Origin of the sequence: Actinomycetospora atypica, assembly GCF_042653685.1 — a bacterium.
GTDB lineage: Bacteria > Actinomycetota > Actinomycetes > Mycobacteriales > Pseudonocardiaceae > Actinomycetospora > Actinomycetospora atypica.
In genome coordinates this window covers 1-16,888 of sequence record NZ_JBHSIV010000025.1, presented here as the reverse complement: position 1 = coordinate 16,888, position 16,888 = coordinate 1, and the positions used below count along the sequence as shown (strand labels likewise).

The window sequence follows — 16,888 nt, the reverse complement described above, 5'->3', positions numbered from 1 at the left end:
ATCAACGATGTCGGCCCCAGCCGCAACCCAGGTCACCGTCCCCAACATCGGCGACTTCTCCGACGTCCCGATCATCGAGATCCACGTGTCGCCCGGCGACGTCATCGCCGTCGACGATCCGCTGCTCACCCTCGAGTCCGACAAGGCGACGATGGACGTGCCGTCCTCGCACGCCGGGCGCGTCACCGAGGTGCTGGTGTCGATCGGCGACCCCGTCAGCGAGGGCACCGTCGTCGCGGTGATCGACGACGCCGCCGGTGAGCCCAGCGAGGACGCCGCCGGCGCCTCGACGCCCGCCGACGCCCGGGCGACCGCCGACGCCGAGGTGACCCAGCAGGAGCCCGAGACCGAGCGGCCCTCGAACGGATCCTCCGCGCCCGCCTCGTCGTCGGGACCGGCCTCGTCGTCGGCACCCGCGTCGGAACTGCCGGGCCACGCCGGCCCGAGCGTGCGCAAGCTCGCGCGGGAGTTCGGCATCGACCTCGCGCAGATCACCGCCAGCGGCCCGAAGGGGCGGATCACCAAGGAGGACCTGCTCTCCTTCGTGCGCGGGGGAGACGGGGCGTCCGCGCCCGCCGCCGCGCCGGCACCCGCCGCCCAGGGCTCGGGGATCCCCGAGATCCCCGCCCAGGACTTCTCGGTGTTCGGGCCGGTCGAGACCCAGCCGCTCTCGCGGATCACCCGCATCTCCGGGCCGTTCCTGCACCGCTCGTGGCTGAACGTCCCGCACGTCACGCACAACGACGACGCCGACATCACCGACACCGACCGCTACCGCAAGGAGCTCGACACCGCCGCGAAGGCGGAGGGCTACCGGGTCACGTTGCTGGCGTTCCTCATGAAGGCGTCGGTGTCGGCGCTCAAGGCCTTCCCGACGGTGAACGCCTCGCTCACCCCGGAGAAGGACGCGCTGATCCTGAAGCGCTACTACCACATCGGCGTCGCGGTCGACACGCCCGGCGGCCTCGTGGTGCCGGTGATCCGCGACGTCGACCGCAAGGGCCTCGTCGACCTGTCCAAGGAGCTCGGCGAGGTCTCCGCCCGCGCCCGCGACGGCAAGCTGACCGCCGACGACATGCGCGGGGGCACCTTCACGATCTCCTCGCTCGGCGGGATCGGCGGCACGGCGTTCACCCCGATCGTCAACGCCCCCGAGGTCGCGATCCTCGGTGTCGTCCGGTCGAAGGTGTCGCCGGTGTGGAACGGCTCGGAGTTCGAGCCCCGCACCCTGCTGCCGCTCTGCTTCTCCTACGACCACCGCGTGATCGACGGGGCCATGGCCGCCCGCTTCACCCGGCACGTCGCACACACCATGGGCGACGAGCGTCGTCTGCTGCTGTAGGGGTGCGCTTCGCGCCCGTGAGCACTAGTCCGTGCCTGGACACGGATGAGTGCTCACAGGGCCGTAGGCCACCCCCTCACCGACCTCCTGAAAGGACCCCTCGTGGCCGACCCCGTCGTCGTCGAGGTCCCCGACATCGGCGACTTCTCCGACGTCCCCGTCATCGAGATCCACGTGACCGCGGGCAGCGAGGTCTCGCTCGACGAGCCGCTGCTGACCATCGAGTCCGACAAGGCCACGATGGACATCCCCGCCGAGACGGCCGGCACCGTCACCGAGCTGCGGGTCGCGGTCGGCGACCGGATCTCGCAGGGGACCCCGATCCTCGTCCTGACCCCGTCGTCGTCCGACGAGCCGACCAGCACCCCGCAGCCGACGAAGAAGGTCTCGACGCAGGTCGACAAGCCCGCGGCGTCGACGCATCCGAACGCCCCGGCCACCGCCGCCCCGGGCGCCGGGTCCCCGACGCCGGCCGCCGACGGTCCCGAGGACCGCCACGTCGGGCTGCTCGTGCTCGGCGCCGGACCCGGCGGGTACACCGCCGCGTTCCGGGCGGCCGACCTCGGCGTCGAGACGCTGGTGGTCGACGCCCGCGACACCCTCGGCGGGGTCTGCCTCAACGTCGGGTGCATCCCGTCGAAGGCCCTCCTGCACGCCGCGAAGGTCATCAGCGAGACCAAGGAGATGGCCGAGCACGGCATCCGTTTCGGAGAACCGACGATCGATCTGGACGAGCTCCGGTCGTGGAAGGACTCGGTGGTCACCAAGCTCGTCGGGGGCCTCGCCGGCCTCGCGAAGCAGCGCAAGGTGACGACGGTGCAGGGGACCGGCCGCTTCGTCTCGCCGCACCGGGTGGAGGTCACCACGGCCGACGGGTCGACGACGACGATCGGGTTCGACCACGCCATCGTCGCGGCCGGCTCGGAGCCGGTGCGCCTGCCGTTCGTCCCGCACGACGACCCGCGGGTGCTCGACTCCACCTCCGCGCTCGAGCTCGCCGAGGTCCCGGCGCGGCTGCTGGTGCTCGGCGGCGGGATCATCGGGCTGGAGATGGCGACGGTCTACGCCGAGCTCGGGTCGCGGATCACGGTCGTCGAGCTGATGGACCAGATCATCCCGGGCGCCGACAAGGACCTCGTCAAGCCGCTGGCCAAGCACATCGGCGCGCGTTACGAGAACATCTACCTCTCGACCAAGTGCACGAACGTCGAGGCGACCGACGACGGCCTGAAGGTGTCGTTCGACGGTGCGAAGGCCCCGGAGTCCGACACGTTCGACGCCGTGCTCGTCGCCGTGGGCCGGACGCCCAACGGCAAGGTCCTCGGGCTCGACGCCGCCGGGGTGGCCGTCACCGACCGCGGGTTCGTCGAGGTCGACAACCAGCAGCGGACGAACGTGGAGCACGTGTTCGCGATCGGCGACGTCGTCGGGCAGCCGATGCTCGCCCACAAGGCCGTGCACGAGGGCAAGGTGGCCGCCGAGGTGGTGGCCGGGAAGAACAGCGCGTTCGACGCGCGGGTCATCCCGTCGGTGGCCTACACCGACCCCGAGGTCGCGTGGGTCGGCGTCACCGAGAACGAGGCGAAGGCGCAGGGCCTGTCCTACGGGTCGGGCACCTTCCCGTGGGCCGCGTCGGGCCGCTCGCTCTCGCTGGGCCGCTCGGAGGGGTCGACCAAGCTGCTGTTCGACACCGAGACCGACCGCATCATCGGCGCGGGCATCGTCGGGCCGGCGGCGGGCGACCTCATCACCGAGGCCGCCCTGGCCATCGAGCTCGGGGCCGACGCGGCCGACATCGGGCTGACGATCCACCCGCACCCGACCCTGTCGGAGACGGTGGGTATGGCGGCCGAGGCGTTCGAGGGCACCCTGACCGACCTCTACCTGCCCAAGAAGCCGGTCAAGCGCTGACGCAGTCCGGCGCCCTCAGTCCGTGAGGGCGCCGGACAGCACCGTCTCGACGAGGTTCGAGAGCTCGTCACCGAGGTCGAACGGCGCGGGCTCCACGTGGATCCACCGGACCACCGCGGAGTAGTAGCCGAGAGCGAGCAACCGGCCGATCTGCCGAGCGTCGGCGGACGGGCGCAGCCGGGCCCCGGACGCGGCGACCAGGTCGGCGAGGTCGCTGCCCAGCGTGTGGCCGAGCAACGCGTCACTCTGCTGCAGCGAGATGCCCATCAGGGCCTTGGTCTCGACCCGCGTCTCGGCGTTGAGGGCCGCCAGCGAGGCGAAGTACCCGCCGAGGAGCTCGCGCAGCGGGCGATCGGACGCGTCGGGCATGTCGAAGGACCGCGCGGCACGTTGGCGGCGTCGCCGACTCCACTCCTCGAGGAAGGCCGCCTTCCGGGGGAAGTGATTGAACACCGTCGTTCGCGAGAGACCGGAGCGGGCGGCGACGTCGTCCATCGACGTTTCCTCGTAGCCCTGCTCCACGAACAGGGCGACCGCGGCGGCGTAGACGCGGTCCCGGCGCTCGTCACGCTTGCGCGTGCGCCTGCTCGGCTCCGGCTGCTCGACCGGCACGGCCCTGGCGGCGTTGACGTCCATCGTGATCAGTACAGCACAGCCTCCGACGCGAAGTTGTACTCGAGTATTGCTTCGGTGTGACCCGGCGCACTACGGTCGACTTCGACGAACTTGTACTCAAGTACAGGTTGAGCGGACGAGGAGTGGCGATGCACTGGGTGACCTACGACGCCGGTTCCGGTGCCCGATTGGGGTTGCTCGACGGTGAGGTCGTGTCCGGGCTCGACCGTGAGGTGACGCTGCTGTCGCTGTTGGGCGACGGCGGTGAGCGTCTGGCCGAGGCCGGTGCGAGCGCCCGAGCGAACCCGACGGAGATGCGGAGGCTCGACGAGGTCCGGCTGCTCGCCCCGATTCCGACCCCTCCGTCGGTCCGGGACGGACTGTGCTTCCTCGAGCACCTCCGCGGGTGCTACCGCGCGCTCGGGCGTACGGAGGAGCTCCACCCGGCCTGGTCCCAGACGCCGGCGTTCTACTTCGGGAACCCGGCCGCCGTGCTCGGCCCGCACGACGACGTGCCGATCGCCCCGGGATCGCAGTGGTTCGACTTCGAGCTGGAGGTCGCCGCCGTGATCGGTCGCCCGGGGCGAGACCTCCGTCCCGAGGACGCCGAGACCCACATCGCCGGTTACACCTTCTTCAACGACTGGACCGCCCGCGACCACCAGATGCGCGACATGGCCCAGGGCATCGGGATGGGCAAGTCGAAGGACAGCGCCATCACGCTCGGGCCGGCGCTCGTGACGGCCGACGAGCTGGAGCCGTACCGCCGCGAGGGCCGCCTCGACGTCGAGGTCACGGCGCACGTCAACGACCGCGAGATCGCCCGTGGCTCCCTCGCCCTCGCAGACTGGAGCTTCGGGGAGCTCCTCGCGTTCGTCTCCCGCGGGACCGAGCTGCGGCCCGGGGACGTGATCGCCTCCGGCACCGTGCCCGGCGGCTGCCTGCTCGAGCACCTCGACACCGACGACCCCGCCGCCTTCACCGGATGGCTGGAGGCCGGAGACGTGGTGTCGCTGCGGTCGCCGGTCCTCGGCGGCACCCGCCAGCTCGTCTGCCCCTCGCCCGCGCCGGTCCTGCTGCGGACCGGGTACTGAGACGGAGAACCCGATGACGACGATCCCCCCAGCCACCACCGATCGCCCGGCGCAACTCCTGGGCGACCTGTTCGGCGGCCAGGTCGAGGACCCGTATCCGATCTACGCGGAGCTGCGCGAGTCGGGTGACGGCATCCACTGGTCCGACCTGCTGCAGGCCTACCTCGTCACCCGCTACGCCGACGTCCGCCGGATCGGGGCCGACCCGAAGGTCTTCTCCAGTGATCTGTTCTTCGACTCGGCGCCCGGTATCCACGACCCGTCCGATCCCGAGCACGTTCGCTACATCGACGCCGCGTCGCGGTTGTTCATGTTCGCCGATCCGCCCGCCCACACCCGGATCCGCTCGACGTTCCGCCATGCCTTCACCGCCCACGGCGTGGCCCGCTGGCGGCCGCTGGTGGAACGGGTGACCGCAGAACTGATCGAGCGCTACCCGCGGGACACCGAGTTCGACATCATGCCGGGCTTCGCCGCCGACGTGCCCGTCGCCGTGATCGCGGCGATCCTCGGGGTCCCCGACGAGATGCGACCCCGGTTCCGCGAGTGGTCGTACGCCTACGCGTCGACCTTCGACCCGGTGGTCCAGGGGTCACGCCGCGACGAGGCGATCACGACGACGTTGGAGCTCTTCGACTACCTCGGCGAGCTCGTGGCCGCCCGTCGGGTCGACCCGCGGGACGACCTCGTCACGACGCTGGTCCAGACCGAGACGGTCGCGGGGGACGAGCTCTCGGACGTCGAGCTGCTGGCCCAGATCGCGCTGCTGCTCGTCGCCGGCAACGAGACCACCACCGGCCTCATCGGGAGCGGGCTCACACTGCTCTTCGAGAACCCCGACGTGCACCGTCGGCTCCTCGCCGACCCGGCCCTGCTGCCCGACGCGGTCGAGGAGATGCTGCGCATCGACCCGCCGCTGCACCTCACGATCCGCAAGACCACCACCGAGGTCCAGCTCGGCGAGCGCGTCCTCCCGGCCGGCACGCTGCTGTTCCCCAGTCCGGCGACGGCGAACCGGGACCCGCGGCGCTTCGAGCGGCCCGACGAGTTCGTCGTGCCCCGCGAGGACAACAAACACCTCGCCTTCTACCACGGGGTGCACTTCTGTGTCGGTGCCCCGCTCGCCCGTCTCGAGGGACAGGTCGTGTTCGAGCACGTGCTGCGCAGCTACCCCGACATCCGGGCCGGCGAGGCTCGGGCCGTCCGTCGGTCATCCAATTCGGTCGCGCGGGTGTGGCAGCACCGGCCCGTGATCCTGTGAGCACCGCGGGACCCGTCGTGGTCGTCCACCAGGAGTACTGCGCGGGGACGGGAGCGTGCCGGGGAGCGGCCCCTGACATCTTCGGGGCCACCGACGGCGGCTGGGTCACGGTGCTCGACGAGCACCCCGCACCCGATCGCCTGCCGGCTGCGATCGCCGCCCAGGAAGCCTGCCCGCTCGCCGCGATCGAGGTCCTCGACGCCGACGGCGAGGCTCTCGCATGACCCGTCCGACCAACGACACCGGGAGGTCCGCACGATGAGCACCCTCGACTACCGACGAGGCCTGCACGATCTCGGCGACGGCTGCCACGCGTGGCTGCAGCCCGACGGCAGCTGGGGCTGGAGCAACTCCGGCCTCGTCACCGGCAGCGGTGTGTCGCTGATGGTCGACACGCTCTTCGACCTCGCGCTCACCCGCGAGATGCTCGAAGGTGTCCGCCCGGTCACCGACCACCACCCCGTGCGGACCCTCGTCAACACCCACTCCGACCCCGATCACACCTTCGGCAACCAGCTCCTGGCCAGGCGGGACGTGGAGATCCTGGCGACCGCCGCCGCCGCCGCGTTGATGACCCAGGAGGCGGCCGACGCCGTCGCGAGCGTCAAGCACGCCCCCGGGACGCTGGGGGACTTCGCCCGGCACGTCTTCGGGCCCTTCGACCTCGAGGGCATCACCGCGACCGGGCCCGACCGCACCTTTGAGGGGGAGGAGAGCATCGACGTCGGGGGACGCGAGGTCCGGCTCATCCAGGTGGGACCCGCACACACGCCGGGCGACGCCCTCGTGCTCGTCCCGGACGCGAGGTTGCTCTACGCCGGGGACGTCATGTTCGTCGGCGGAACGCCCATCGCCTGGGCCGGCCCCATCGACCGGTGGGTCGCGGCGCTCGACCTCATCCTCGACATGGACGTCGTGACGATCGTGCCCGGCCATGGCCCGGTCAGCGGCAAGTCCGAGGTGAGCGTCATGCGGGAGTACCTCGTCTACGTGACGGACGAGGCCCGCAGGCGGTACGAGGACGGCCTCGACGTCGACGACGCCATCGCCTCGATCGACCTCGGGAAATGGGCGGACCTCCCCGAGGCCGGCCGCCTCGCCCAGAACGTCCTGAACGTCTACCAGCAACTCGATCCCTCGGTCCCGCGCCCGGACCGGCTCAGCGTCCTGACGAAGATCGCCGCCCTCGAGGGTTTCGAGGGTGCCGATCCGGTGCCGGCCTCCCGCGGCTGATCCTCAGCCGGCCATGGGGACCGACACCGTCGTCGCCATGATCGCGGCCTCGCGGGTGTCGCGGCGGTTGTGCGCGAGGAAGTCCGGGGCCGTGCACAGGTAGAGGGTGCGACCGTCGGAGCCGCCGAGCCCGCAGGCGTAGACGCCGGTGCCGGGCTCGACGGCGTCGACGATCTCGCCGCCCTCGCGCACCCGGATCGCCCGGTTGCCCAGGGCGTCGGCGATCCACAGGCAGCCCTCGGCGTCGAGGACCGAGCAGCCGTCGGGGGCCACCGCGAGCTCGCCGCCGAGCACCGTGTTCAGCTCCGAGGAGGTGGGCAGCGACCCGAACGTCGCCCAGTCGCGGCGGTCGCCGAGCGTCCCGTCGTCGTGCACGTCGAACGCGGACACCCGGTTGCCGAACGTCTCGTCGACCAGCAGCACGCCGCCGGACAGGACGCTGCCGTTGGGGAACCAGAGGTCGGGGGCGGCGTCGTGCACCGACCCGTCGGGGTCGACCCGGTGCAGGGGCGTGGGCCCCACCGGGTCGCCCGCCATCAGGTCGAAGCCGAAGTTGCCGACCCAGGCCCGCCCGGTGGCGGAGTCGACGATCATGTCGTTGAGCTGGGCCGGGGCGTGCTCGGACAGATCGGCGTGCGTGACGACGGTGCCGTCGTCCTCGCGGCGGAGGATGCGCTTGTCGAGGGCCGACACCGCGATCAGCCGTCCGTCGGGGAGCCAGCCGATGCCGGAGGGCTGGGCCGGGACCTCGAGCTCGGTCCGCAGGTCCGACCCGTCCTCCCGGGCCGAGTACACGGCGTGGGTGTAGAAGTCGACGAACCAGAGGCGGTCGTCGTGCCAGCGCGGGCACTCGGTGAAGGACATCCCGTCCACGACGGTGTGGAGCTCCATGCCGCGCGACCCTAGGTCAGAAGTGCCGCCGCGGGGGCCCGAAGCGGCCGACGAGCAGGAAGATCAGCGGGAAGAGCATGAAGCCCGCCGGGTTGCCGAACACCGTGAGCAGGACGAGCCCGATGCCGAGCATGATCGGCAGCACGAGGGCGAGCTGGCGCTGCCCGCGGTGCGCCGGCAGCTGCGGGTCGACCCGGCGGACGTCGGTCGACGGCGTCGTCGCGTGGGGCTGCGGGAGGTCGGTGAACAGGGCGTCGAGCTCGTCGCGGTAGACGGCCGCGGCGGCGCGGTCGGAGCGGGTGCCGTACTCCGCCACGTCGAGGCGCCCGGCCTCGAGGTGGCCGTCGAGCGCCTGCATGGCGGCCGCGCGTTCGTCGTGACCCGCCCGCACCCGGGGCGGGTCGGCCGGCCGGTCGGTGCGGTCCTCGTCCATGCCTCCATGGTGCGCCCGAATCCGCGAACCCGCCGTGAGCCGAGGTCGTCGGTTTCAGGCCTGCGCGGTCGGGCGCACGACGATCTCCCCGACGTCCACCCCCGGCGGCTGCTCGATCGCGTAGGCGATCGCGCGCGCGACGGCGTCGGGCGGCATGGCGAGCTCGGCCATCTGCGCCTGGAACCGTGCCCGCACCTCCGGGTCGGGCACGGAGTCGACCAGCTCGGTCGCGGTGAACCCGGGGGAGACGGCGGTGACCCGCAGGTGGGCGCCCGCCTCCTGGCGCAGCCCCTCGCAGAAGGTCCGGACCGCGTTCTTCGTCGCGGCGTAGACCACCTGCTCCGGCACGATCTTCAGCCCGGAGGTGGAGACGACGGTGACCACGTGCCCCGACCCCTGGCGCCGGAAGACCGGCAGCGCGGCGGCGACCCCGTGCAGGACCCCGCGGAGGTTGACGTCGATCATCTCGTCCCACTCGTCCACGGTCTGGCCGTCCAGCGGGCCCGTGCGGGCGACCCCGGCGTTGTTGACCAGGACGTCGAGGCGCCCGTGGGTCTCGAGAGCGAGGTCAACCAGAGCGGCGACGTCGTCCCGACGACGCACGTCGGTCACCGTCGCGACGGCGCCGGTGGCGGCCGCGACGGCCTCGAGCCGGTCGGCCCGACGGGCCCCGAGGACCAGACGGGCGCCGCGACCGGCGAGCTCGTGCGCGGTGGCCTCGCCGATCCCGCTGCTGGCGCCGGTGATCACGACGACGGGTGCGTCCATGGGTGTCCTCCTATGTGATAGGGCTGTCACTCGCTAGAGTATCAGCCTTCTCACATCGGGGGTGGGCATGCCGGGAGGGCCGCGGCAGCGGGGTCGCTACCACCACGGGGACCTGCCGTCCGCGCTGGTCGACGCCGGTCTCGAGCAGCTGGCGGCGGCGGGCTCGGCGGGGTTCTCGGTGGCCGAGGTGGCGCGGCGGGTCGGGGTGAGCACGGCCGCGCCCTACCGCCACTTCACCGACCGCGACGGCTTCCTCGCCGCGGTCGCCGCCCGGGCCGCCCGGCTGCTGGCGGTGGCGGTCGGCGAGGCCGTGGAGGCGGCCGGGCCCGACCCCCGGGACCGGCTGGCCGCGGCCGCCGGCGCCTACGCCGCGGTCGTCGCCGAGCGTCGCGTCGGGTTCGACGTGATCTTCTCGCCGGCCCTGCGGGCGGTCCGCGACCGGGAGCTCGCCGAGGCGGGGCGCGGGCTCATGGCGCTGTTCCTCGACCCGGCGGGCGAGATCGCGGGGGAGGCGGCGCTCCGGCTCACCGAGCAGGTGGTGGTCCTCGCCCACGGGTACGCCACGCTCGACGCCGACGGGTTCCTGACGACCGACCGGGTCACCGACGAGCCGACCCCCGAGCGGGCCCGGCGGGCGGCGCGGGCCCTGATCGACGGGATGCGGTGACCTCCCCGTGACCGGTGACACCGGCCGGTGGAGGCCAGGGGCGGATGGTCGTCCGGGGTGTCGGTGTTGATGCTGGTACGGGCCGTTACCACCTCGGTCCGCACCATCGTCACCGGGCAACGGCGCCCGGAGAGGAGCCCGACGTGCGTCGGCAGCAGACCCCCGTCCTGATCACCGGAGCCCCGATCTCGCCCGCCGAGGAGTTCGCGGCCCGCCAGCGTCGCTACTCGCTGATCATGGCCATGCGTATCCCGTGCCTGGTCATCGCCGGCGTCCTCGCCCTCGGCTTCGGGTGGAGCATCGCCGCCGCGGTCGTCGTCGTCGCGTCGGTGCCCCTGCCGTGGATCGCGGTCCTCGTCGCGAACGACCGCCCGCCGCGCAAGGTCGAGAAGGTCGCGCGCTACCGCCGCGAGGTCCCGGCGCTGCCGGTGCCCACCCCTCGCGTCGCGCCGGAGACGATCGACATGCCGCGCGAGGTCGAGGCTCGCTGACCCACCCGGGGCCGCGTCGCACGGCGGCGCGGCCGCGGTCGTTCGTCGGGGGTACGCGAACTCCTCCGAGCGCCGGGCATGCTCTCCGCATGGAGCACGAGGTGAGCGAGCAGCGGACGGCCGGGGGCGCCTCGTGACGCTCCCGGAGCGGGTGGCGACGCTGGTGGAGTGGATCGTCGCCGACAGCGTGGACGGCCTCCAGCGTGGGAGCGGACCGTTCGCGCCGCACCTCATGCTGCTCGACGACCGGCCCGGGCCGCGGGACCGGACCCTGCAGCACACGCGCTTCGGGCCCGACCTCGCGGAGGGCCTCGAGCAGGCCCGGGCGAGCGTCGGGCCGACGACGCCCGCCACGGCCTACGCGATCGCGTGGGACGGGTACGCCACGGTCGACGGCGAGCGCAGCGACGCGGTGCTGGTCGAGGTCGGGACGGTCGACGAGCCCGACGCGTGGCTGCTCGCCCAGCCCTACGGCACCGTCGCGCGGCGTTTCCGGGGCTCGCGCCTCGAGCGCCGCGGGGACCTGCTGGAGGTCGACCGGGCTGGGTCGCGGCTGGCCGAGATCGTCCCGGTGTGGCCGGAGCGCCTCGCCGTCGCCGGTCTCGACCACGAGCTCGCGTGGCGGTCGAACCCGGTGCCCGGCCACCACCGGGCCGAGTACGTCCCGGCCGGGCAGAGTGTCGAGGCGTCCGGTGCGATGGTGGTGGTCGAGGTCGACACCCGGTCGCCCGGCTCCGGGTCCAGGGTCGCCGCCCTGCTCGACGCGATCGAGCGGGGACCGGCCGACGTCGGTCACCACGAGGTCGACGACGACGGCTCGGGCGGCACCGTGGTCGAGTTCTCCGTCCGGGCCGACGGCCGCCAGGAGTGGAACGCCCACCGCTACGTCGACCATCCGCTCGGGGTCGTGCTGCTCGGCGTCGTCCGCCGCTCCGGCGGGGACGCGGCACCCGCCGACCGGGAGGCCGTCCTGCACGACCTGCGCGCGATGCCCGTGCCGCCACTGGCATGAGCCCACGCACACGTCAGCCCGCGGCGCGGCCCGGGTCGTCGAGCTCGGCCCGCGCGTCCTCGAGCGTCATTCCGCGGGCCCGCAGGAACTCCGCGGCGGTCCCGCTCTGCGGGTGGAGGAGGCCGAGCAGCACGTGCTCGGTCCCGATGTAGCCGTCCCCGCGACGGACCGCCTCGCGCAGGGCGAGTTCGAGGGTCGTCTTCGCCCCGGGGGCGAACCGCAGGTGCCCCCATGCCCGGCGGCGGGCCCGACGGGCGGCGGCGCGGGTGCCCTCCAGGGCTCCGGGCCCGAACGTCTCCTCGACCCGGCGCCGGATCTCGTCGAGGTCGATCCCGAGGCCGGCGAGGGCCTCGGCATCGGGCAGCCGGGACGCGGCGTCGGCCGTCCGGACCGCGGTGCGGACGTCGTCGGCGGTGATCCCGTGCGCGGCGAGCAGTCGTGCGCCCGCCCCCTCGGTCTCCCGGACGCCGATCAGCACGTGCGCCGACTCGACCTCCGTCGCGCCGAGCATGCGGGCGTGCTCCTGGGCCAGCACCACGACGGTGCGGGCGGGCCGGGTGAACCGTTCGAACACGGGACCTCCTCAGGTCGATCCGCGGTGCTTCTTGTGCACCGCCTGCCGGCTGACGCCGAGGGCGTCGGCGATCTGCTGCCACGGCCAGCCCAGCCGTCGGGCCCGCCCCACCTGCAGCTCCTCGAGGGAGTCGGTGAGCGTCCGGAGCGACGCGACCGCCGCCAGTCCGACTGCGGGGTCCGTCGAGGACGCCGACGTCGCCACTGCCACCGCATCAGCCATGCCGTCAACCTAGGCTGACACGAGGGCGGTGTCAATGATGGTTGACATCGCGCCCGGATGGCCCTGCCCGGTGTGAGTGCATGTCCGTGTCCCGGCGCGGACACGCGGGCGTGGGCCGGGGCGAACCCGAGGACCCTAGGCCGTGTGGGTTATGACGCGGTCCGACACGCCGAGGGCTCGATTGCGCACTACTCGATCTGATCCTTCGGCGTCACGCGGCTCACGGACGGCCGTCGGGCGGCGATATCCGGCGCGTCGGGCAGTACGGGAGTTACGGGAGACACGCAGGTGACGCAGGTGGACGATTCGTGGTTGGTGGTCCTCACCGACCCACGGACGGGGTCGATGGACAGCTTCGGCCCGTACTCGCGGGACGAGGCAGCACGGTTGCAGTACTGGTGCACGGCGGAGCTCGACTTCGACGACCTCGGTGATGTCGTGGTGCAGACCGCCCGGGTGCGGACGTGAGCGCGCCGGCGTTGCCCCGCCGCCGCGACGTCGTGGTGGCCGCGGCCGTGCGCACCCTGCTCGTCGTCGACGCCGGCCCCGACCGGTCCGCGACCACCGCGAGCCTGCCGGCCCGGATGGCCGGCGAGCGGATCGTCGGGGTGGCCGCCGACCTCCTGCGCCACGACGGGCCGGTGCACGTCGAGTGGCTGGCCCTGCGCGAGCACGTCGACCACCTCGCCACGGCGCTGGTCACCGGGACGTCGCCGGCCCTGCTCGTCGACGTGGTCGAGCGTGCCGACGCGATCGTCGCCGTCACGCCCGACTCGGGCGGGTCGGGGCTCCTCCGGACCTTCCTCGACACGCTGGAGCCCGGGACCCTCGACGGGGTGCCGCTGCTCGTGGCGGCGACGACGGCCGGGGGTGGCGGCGTCCGTGCGGTGCGGCCGCTGCTGACGCGCCTCGGGGCGGTCGTCGTCCCGACGGTCGTCGTGGGCGCGGCCGGGGACCCCACGGCCGAGGCCGGTGTGCTCGCGGGAGCACGGGACCTCGCCGCGGCGGTCGTCGCGGCGACCCCGGTCCCCCTGCCGCCGCGAACGGACCTCGACGCCGCCGACGTCGGCGAGCTCTGGGACCGCGCGACCCACCACGGCGACCTGGGGGAGTGGAGCGAGGCCGCCCGGATGCTCGAGCGCATCGTCGAGCACGACCCGGCGGCGACGTCGGTCCGCCTGCTCCTCGCCCAGGCCTACCTCGGGTCGGCGCAGCGACGGCGGGCCGAGGCGCAGCTGCGCCGGGTCGTCGCCACCGCGCCCGAGGACGCCTACGCCCGGTGGCTCCTCGAGACCACCGCGGCGTGACGCGGGCTCAGCCGGCCGTCCAGTCGAGGGTGGTGGTGTCGAGCGAGTCGAGCAGGTCGAACTGCGGCCCGGTCCGCGGGAGCTCGAAGCGGAAGAAGTACCGCGCCGCGGCGCGCTTGCCCTCGGCGAACCGGTCGCTCCGGTCGCCCAGCGCCAGGAGCTGCTCGAGCCATATCCACGCCACGACGACGTGGCCGACGGCCTCCAGGTAGACGCTCGCGTTCGCGAGGGTGACGTCGGGGTCGCCGGCGCCGTGCAGGGTGGCGGTGGTCTTCTCGATCCGGCCCAGCGCGGCCTCGAGGGCGGCGGCGTACTCGCCGTGCTCGCCGGCCCGGGCGGTGGTCTCGCGGATCGTGGTGAGCAGGAGGTCGAGCCCGGCGCCGTCGCGCATGACGGCCTTGCGCCCGAGCAGGTCGATCGCCTGGATCCCGTGGGTGCCCTCGTGGATCGGGTTGAGCCGGTTGTCGCGGTAGAACTGCTCGACCGGGAAGTCGCGGGTGTAGCCCGACCCGCCGAGCACCTGGATCGCGAGGTCGTTCGCGGTGAGGCACCACTGCGAGGGCCAGCTCTTCGCGATCGGCGTCAGCACGTCGAGCAGCAGGGCCGCCCGCGCGCGGGCGTCGTCGTCGGGGGCCGTGTCCTTCTCGTCGACGAGCCGTGAGCAGTAGAGCCCGAGCGCCATGCCCGCCTCGGCGTAGGACTTCTGGGCGAGCAGCATCCGCTTCACGTCGGAGTGCTGGGAGATCGCGACCATCGGGGAGGTGACGTCCCGCCCGCCCACCGCCCGTCCCTGGGTGCGGGTGCCGGCGTACTCGAGCGAGTGCAGGTAGCCGGTGACGCCGAGCGCGGCCGCGCCGATCCCGACGCCCACGCGCGCCTCGTTCATCATGTGGAACATGGCCGCGAGGCCGCGGTGCTCCCCGCCGACGAGCCAGCCGACCGCGCCGTCGCCCTTCTCGCCGAAGTTGAGCAGCGTGTTGACGGTGCCGCGGTAGCCCATCTTGTGGTTGAGCCCCGCGAGGGCGACGTCGTTGTGGCTGCCGTCGGCGAGGTACCGGGGGACGGCGAAGAGGCTGATGCCCTTCACACCGGCCGGTCCGCCGGGGATCTTGGCGAGCACCAGGTGGATGATGTTCGGCGTCAGCTCGTGCTCGCCGCCGGAGATCCACATCTTGGTGCCGGTGATGCGGTAGGAGCCGTCGTCGGCGGGCTCGGCGCGCGTGGTGATGTCGGCGAGCGACGAGCCGGCCTGCGGCTCGGACAGGCACATCGTCCCCGAGGCGCGGCCGTCGAGCATCGGCGGCACCCAGGTCTCGACCTGCTCCGGCGTGCCGTGCGCCAGGAGCAGGTTGACCGCGGCCGTCGTCAGGAAGGGGTAGCTCGCGGTCCCGATGTTCGCGGCCTGGAACCAGGCGAGCGCGGCGCGGGCGACCGTGAAGGGCAGGCCGGTGCCGCCGTGGTCGGCGGGCACCGCGGCGGCGATGAACCCGGCCTCGGCGAAGGCCGTGACGGCCTCGCGGACGCCGTCGACGAGGACGACCTTCCCGTCCTCGAGGTGCGGCTCGGCCTCGTCGGCGGCCCGGTTGTGCGGGGCGAACCGCTCGGTGGCGATCTCCTCGGCGAGGTCGAGGACGGCGTCGATGGTGTCGCGGTCGTGCTCGGCGAAGGGCTCGCGGGTCAGGAGTTCGCCCACGCGGAGCCAGTCGTGGAGCAGGAAGTCCAGGTCGGCGCGGTCCAGGATCCGGGAGGTCACCCGCCCATCATGCCGCCGGCTCGGCCCCGGGCGCCGCGACGAGGTCGTCACTGCCCGGTCGACCGACGACGTCAGAAGGGCGGTCCGTCGGTCTGGCCGGCGAGGGTGGCGGCGCGGTGGCGCAGGTAGGAGGCGGTGTCGAGGGAGGCCCAGGTGGCGATGCCGTGTTTGTTGGGGCGGGGCTCACCGGGGCGGCCGCGTCGGGGTTGGTGCTCGTCGAGGGCGGGTGGGGGCCCGGTGCGCGCGATGGGGTCGCCGAGGGGTCGGTAGCGCTCGGGCTCTCGGATGTGGGTCCGGCCGGTGGGGGAGGTCCACTCGAAGCGTCCGGGGCGGGTCTGGTGCACGGTCCAGCCGGTGTCGGGGTCGTGCTTGAAGCGGTGGTCGCGGCGGCACAGGGGGCCGAGGTTCTCGGCGTGGGTGTGGCCGTGGTCGGTGACGGCGAGGGTGTGGTCGGTGTCGCAGCGGGTGGCGTCGAGTGAGCAGCCGGGGGCGCGGCAGGTGCGGTCGCGGGCGGTGACCCAGTCGCGGAGCCGGGTCGACGGGAACCGGTGGTCGGCTTCGGCGTGGGTGCGGGATGGGTGCTCCTCGGCGGGCCGAGCCCGCTCCTTTGCGAGGGCGCGCAGGACCCGGCGCAGCAGTTCGCGGGCCGGCCTGGACGGGACGATCTGGCCGTCGGCGGCGAGGGCGTCGAGTTCGTGGGTGTGGGCGGTGAGCTCGACGATGTGGTGGCGGCGTCGGCCGCCTACCGGGGGTGGTCCGGTGGCGGGGGGTCGGACGGAGAGGACGTGGTCGAGGTGGCCGTCGTCGTCGTAGAGGGTGATGCGGAACCGGCAGTGGGTGCGGGCCCAGGCCATGGCGACCGCGGCGGAGTTCATGATCGGTCCGAGGCCGGGGATCTCGCCGGGGCGGCGGTCGAGGCCGAGCAGGGTGCCTAGTTCCAGGCGCAGCACGGTGCGCGGCCGGAACGCCACGACCGGCGCGCCACCGGAACCCGCCGAGCCGTCCGGCCCGACATCAGGCTCGCCGTGGTCGTCGTCCTCGACACCGCCGCTGTCCGCGTCGCGGCTGTGGCAGTCGTCTGGGCCGCTGTCGTCCGGGCCATTGTCGTCCGGGCCGCTGTCGGGGCCGTCGTTACCCGGGCCGCTGTCCGGGCCGTTGTCCCCCGGGCCGCTGTCGGGACCGTCGTCATCCGGGCCGTCGTCGTCCGGGCCGTCGAGGTCGGGGTGGTCGAGGTCAGGACCGTCCGGGCCGCCGCTGGGGTCGGGGCTGTCGGGGTCGTCGTCGGGGTGGTCGAAGATGGCGGTGACGTGCTCG

19 protein-coding genes are annotated in these 16,888 nt (G+C 73.3%); 11 read left to right on the top strand and 8 right to left on the bottom strand.

Annotated elements, in window-relative coordinates; translation table 11 throughout:
- Positions 1-7 precede the first annotated feature (7 nt).
- Both ACFPBZ_RS20565 and lpdA read left to right on the top strand, forming a co-directional pair.
- A complete protein-coding gene (locus ACFPBZ_RS20565; protein ID WP_378037974.1) occupies positions 8-1,342 on the top strand; it encodes a 2-oxo acid dehydrogenase subunit E2 in 1,335 nt (444 codons plus the stop codon).
- Between the two features lie 102 nt (positions 1,343-1,444).
- Positions 1,445-3,253, top strand: a complete 1,809-nt coding sequence (gene lpdA / locus ACFPBZ_RS20560) for a dihydrolipoyl dehydrogenase (RefSeq protein ID WP_378037973.1) — start codon at positions 1,445-1,447, stop codon at positions 3,251-3,253.
- A gap of 15 nt (positions 3,254-3,268) precedes the next feature.
- Here the strand turns inward: lpdA and ACFPBZ_RS20555 are convergent, their stop codons facing one another.
- The gene (locus tag ACFPBZ_RS20555) at positions 3,269-3,889 is read right to left on the bottom strand and encodes a TetR/AcrR family transcriptional regulator (protein ID WP_378037972.1); all 621 of its coding nucleotides are present in this window, start codon (positions 3,887-3,889) and stop codon (positions 3,269-3,271) included.
- Between the two features lie 128 nt (positions 3,890-4,017).
- Here ACFPBZ_RS20555 and ACFPBZ_RS20550 point away from each other — a divergent pair, with 128 nt between their 5' ends.
- The 4 genes from ACFPBZ_RS20550 to ACFPBZ_RS20535 are packed head-to-tail and all read left to right on the top strand — an operon-like array spanning position 4,018 to position 7,456.
- Positions 4,018-4,962: a fumarylacetoacetate hydrolase family protein gene (locus ACFPBZ_RS20550; RefSeq protein WP_378037971.1), complete on the top strand. Its 945-nt coding sequence runs from the start codon at positions 4,018-4,020 to the stop codon at positions 4,960-4,962.
- 13 nt (positions 4,963-4,975) lie between these two features.
- The gene (locus ACFPBZ_RS20545) at positions 4,976-6,223 is read left to right on the top strand and encodes a cytochrome P450 (RefSeq protein WP_378037970.1); all 1,248 of its coding nucleotides are present in this window, start codon (positions 4,976-4,978) and stop codon (positions 6,221-6,223) included.
- Entirely contained in the window at positions 6,220-6,447 is a 228-nt protein-coding gene (locus ACFPBZ_RS20540) for a ferredoxin (RefSeq protein ID WP_378037969.1), read from the top strand. The genes ACFPBZ_RS20545 and ACFPBZ_RS20540 overlap by 4 nt, the downstream gene beginning before the upstream one ends.
- Before the next feature lie 34 nt (positions 6,448-6,481).
- The gene (locus ACFPBZ_RS20535; RefSeq protein WP_378037968.1) at positions 6,482-7,456 is read left to right on the top strand and encodes an MBL fold metallo-hydrolase; all 975 of its coding nucleotides are present in this window, start codon (positions 6,482-6,484) and stop codon (positions 7,454-7,456) included.
- A 3-nt stretch (positions 7,457-7,459) separates the two neighbouring features.
- On the opposite strand, the gene ACFPBZ_RS20530 is transcribed toward ACFPBZ_RS20535, so the two are convergent.
- From ACFPBZ_RS20530 to ACFPBZ_RS20520, 3 genes are read right to left on the bottom strand one after another with little or no spacing between them, the layout of a single operon-like run.
- The gene (locus ACFPBZ_RS20530) at positions 7,460-8,347 is read right to left on the bottom strand and encodes an SMP-30/gluconolactonase/LRE family protein (RefSeq protein WP_378037967.1); all 888 of its coding nucleotides are present in this window, start codon (positions 8,345-8,347) and stop codon (positions 7,460-7,462) included.
- 16 nt (positions 8,348-8,363) lie between these two features.
- On the bottom strand, positions 8,364-8,780 hold the full coding sequence (locus ACFPBZ_RS20525) for a DUF1707 SHOCT-like domain-containing protein (RefSeq protein WP_378037966.1): 417 nt from the start codon (positions 8,778-8,780) through the stop codon (positions 8,364-8,366).
- A gap of 54 nt (positions 8,781-8,834) precedes the next feature.
- A complete protein-coding gene (locus ACFPBZ_RS20520; protein WP_378037965.1) occupies positions 8,835-9,548 on the bottom strand; it encodes an SDR family oxidoreductase in 714 nt (237 codons plus the stop codon).
- A 67-nt stretch (positions 9,549-9,615) separates the two neighbouring features.
- Between ACFPBZ_RS20520 and ACFPBZ_RS20515 the strand changes: the two genes are divergently transcribed.
- The 3 genes from ACFPBZ_RS20515 to ACFPBZ_RS20505 all read left to right on the top strand — a co-directional run bounded on the left by ACFPBZ_RS20515 (position 9,616) and on the right by ACFPBZ_RS20505 (position 11,718).
- Positions 9,616-10,215, top strand: coding sequence for a TetR/AcrR family transcriptional regulator (locus ACFPBZ_RS20515; protein WP_378037964.1), 600 nt, complete (start codon positions 9,616-9,618; stop codon positions 10,213-10,215).
- Positions 10,216-10,358: 143 nt separating this feature from the next.
- A complete protein-coding gene (locus ACFPBZ_RS20510) occupies positions 10,359-10,706 on the top strand; it encodes a DUF3099 domain-containing protein (protein WP_378037963.1) in 348 nt (115 codons plus the stop codon).
- 133 nt (positions 10,707-10,839) lie between these two features.
- Positions 10,840-11,718, top strand: coding sequence for a hypothetical protein (locus ACFPBZ_RS20505; RefSeq protein WP_378037962.1), 879 nt, complete (start codon positions 10,840-10,842; stop codon positions 11,716-11,718).
- A gap of 13 nt (positions 11,719-11,731) precedes the next feature.
- On the opposite strand, the gene ACFPBZ_RS20500 is transcribed toward ACFPBZ_RS20505, so the two are convergent.
- Both ACFPBZ_RS20500 and ACFPBZ_RS20495 read right to left on the bottom strand, forming a co-directional pair.
- Positions 11,732-12,292, bottom strand: coding sequence for a Clp protease N-terminal domain-containing protein (locus ACFPBZ_RS20500; RefSeq protein WP_378037961.1), 561 nt, complete (start codon positions 12,290-12,292; stop codon positions 11,732-11,734).
- Positions 12,293-12,301: 9 nt separating this feature from the next.
- Complete coding sequence (locus tag ACFPBZ_RS20495; RefSeq protein ID WP_378037960.1) at positions 12,302-12,514, bottom strand: helix-turn-helix domain-containing protein; 213 nt, start codon at positions 12,512-12,514, stop codon at positions 12,302-12,304.
- Positions 12,515-12,802: 288 nt separating this feature from the next.
- Here ACFPBZ_RS20495 and ACFPBZ_RS20490 point away from each other — a divergent pair, with 288 nt between their 5' ends.
- A complete protein-coding gene (locus tag ACFPBZ_RS20490; protein WP_378037959.1) occupies positions 12,803-12,982 on the top strand; it encodes a hypothetical protein in 180 nt (59 codons plus the stop codon).
- Positions 12,979-13,821 (top strand): NAD(P)H-dependent oxidoreductase, encoded by an 843-nt coding sequence (locus ACFPBZ_RS20485; protein WP_378037958.1) that lies wholly within the window; start codon positions 12,979-12,981, stop codon positions 13,819-13,821. The genes ACFPBZ_RS20490 and ACFPBZ_RS20485 overlap by 4 nt, the downstream gene beginning before the upstream one ends.
- Positions 13,822-13,828: 7 nt before the next feature.
- Here the strand turns inward: ACFPBZ_RS20485 and ACFPBZ_RS20480 are convergent, their stop codons facing one another.
- Together ACFPBZ_RS20480 and ACFPBZ_RS20475 are read right to left on the bottom strand one after the other, a co-directional pair.
- Positions 13,829-15,574, bottom strand: a complete 1,746-nt coding sequence (locus ACFPBZ_RS20480; protein WP_378037957.1) for an acyl-CoA dehydrogenase — start codon at positions 15,572-15,574, stop codon at positions 13,829-13,831.
- Positions 15,575-15,645: 71 nt separating this feature from the next.
- Positions 15,646-16,888, bottom strand: a 1,243-nt coding sequence (locus tag ACFPBZ_RS20475; protein ID WP_378037956.1) for an HNH endonuclease signature motif containing protein, incomplete at its 5' end; no start/stop codon positions are given.